This is a genomic window from Macrococcus brunensis, assembly GCF_022343725.1.
GTDB classification, from domain to species: domain Bacteria; phylum Bacillota; class Bacilli; order Staphylococcales; family Staphylococcaceae; genus Macrococcus; species Macrococcus brunensis.
This window is the reverse complement of the sequence record NZ_CP092180.1, coordinates 1-1,828: the sequence shown is the minus strand read 5'-3', so window position 1 is coordinate 1,828 and position 1,828 is coordinate 1. Positions and strand designations below refer to the sequence as shown.

At 35.5% G+C, this 1,828-nt stretch carries 2 protein-coding genes; both read right to left on the bottom strand.

Annotated features, from left to right (window positions below; translation table 11 throughout):
• Window positions 1-70 precede the first annotated feature (70 nt).
• A complete protein-coding gene (locus MGG13_RS11295; RefSeq protein WP_239035725.1) occupies window positions 71-229 on the bottom strand; it encodes a CopG family transcriptional regulator in 159 nt (52 codons plus the stop codon).
• A gap of 942 nt (window positions 230-1,171) precedes the next feature.
• Complete coding sequence (locus MGG13_RS11290) at window positions 1,172-1,828, bottom strand: replication protein (protein ID WP_239035726.1); 657 nt, start codon at window positions 1,826-1,828, stop codon at window positions 1,172-1,174.

The window sequence follows — 1,828 nt, the reverse complement described above, 5'->3', positions numbered from 1 at the left end:
TTTATAAAATCACCTTATCAGATTTCACATAATTATTTAGAGCGAACTTTTTGCGAGGGTCGCTCTTTTTTTATGCATTTTTCTGCCCTTTCTTGTATTCTTCTAAAACTAAAGTAAGCATTGCAGATTTCGTTAAGCCCTTTTCTGTACGAATTTCTTCTAGATATTCATACACAGAATCAGACATAGAAATCGTAAATCTATTCTTGTTTTCTTTTTTAGTTTCCATTCTTGACCTCCTAAATTAATTTACATTTTAAATGTATCATAATGGTGCACTAAATACAATAATAAACACAGATAATTAAAATGTAGCTAAAAATGTAGCCTATTTGTAGCTTTTTTGTAGCATACCTCAAAACCTTGGGACTGTAAGGCTCAACCCCTTTTTTTTTTGGATTTGGCACTCGGCACTTAAAGGGGGGGTCGTAGTGTCCCCCCTTTTCCTCGCCCAAAAAAAATTAAAAACATCCCAATTCCCTAAAAAAATCATCGCAAATTTTGTATTTTGCCCCAGCAGGAACTAGAGCAATCAAACAGCATGTTTGCCCAGTTTTTTATGAAATCTCCGATTGCATGTAACTGGGCAGTGTCTAAAAAACGCCACTGGTTTCGATTTATTTTTTTAGTCTTTTTGTTTTTATTCCAATTTCCTTTTGACTGATTGCCAGCAAAAGATCCGTGCTGTTCAGTCGGTGTTAAGTTGGGAATTCTCCCAACTCAAACCCGACCGACTCACAAAATTAAAATTTTGTTAGCACGGACTTTTTCAATCAGTCAAAAGTTTTCTCGGCATAAATCTTCCTCAAAAAATTTTTTAAATCCTAGCTTTGCATTATTTTTTTCCTAAAATCACGTTCAGAAGCTCTCAGAGGCCTCTGAACGTTTTTAACTCCATGATTAAGTAAAATACACAAAAAACAAAAAACGACTCTCAGAAAACGGCTGAGAGCTTTTTAAGGGCATTTAATAAATTTTTAAATCTTTTTCTAGAAAATAAAAAAATGGATCAGTGCCAGTCGTGATGAAAAATCACGTACTGCCCAGTTACATGCAATCGGAGATTTCATAAAAAAACTGGGCAAACTTGCAGTTTAATCGCTCTAGTTCGTGCAGCGGCTGAAATAAAAAAAGGCATGTCTTTTCAGACACACCTTTAACGTTTTGATTTTTATTTTATTTCTCCTGTGACCGTATCGACAAATTGTTTTCCGTATTTTCGCTCTTGATAGACAGCATCAAAGTAAAGTCTTATCAAGCCTGTATGAGAGCGTAGAACGCTGTTTATGTGCTTCATGCTTGGCAATCCGTATTCAGCACCATGTTCTTTTATAAACCGTCTTAATTCACGGATATTCGCAATTCCATGGTCGTCAATTAAATCACAGACATCGTTCAGCATGTCGTCTTTATCTTCAGCGTCCAAAGTAATATAACGGTCAACATCGAAATTATTAAGCAGTCTCAAATCTTCTTTGCGATACTTATACTTATTTTTCGCCACAGCGTCTTTAGATTCATGCGTCAGATACAGATACATATTTTCCATGCTTTGTACGACAATCTGAACTTTAGCCAGACTTTTTTCGCCTAATAATCTTTTAATTTTCATTCGGACACTATGAGCAGTAACCGGATTTTTCGCCACATAAATCACATGATAGTGTGCTTTTTTATATTCTTGTCCCTCAACACTACTCAAATCTTTGTCATGCAGGGGACTGATCGCCATAGGAACATCTAACGATTCTAGTTTTTCAATCCAATCTGTCGGAATACTTTCGGGATAAAGTAAAAAAGTGAAGTATCTTGCTTTTTCGTTAGCCAT

Coding starts and splice junctions, on each gene's coding strand:
- MGG13_RS11290 (WP_239035726.1), bottom strand. CDS start 1,828: ATGGCTAACGAAAAAGCAAGATACTTCACTTTTTTACTTTATCCCGAA.
- MGG13_RS11295 (WP_239035725.1), bottom strand. CDS start 229: ATGGAAACTAAAAAAGAAAACAAGAATAGATTTACGATTTCTATGTCT.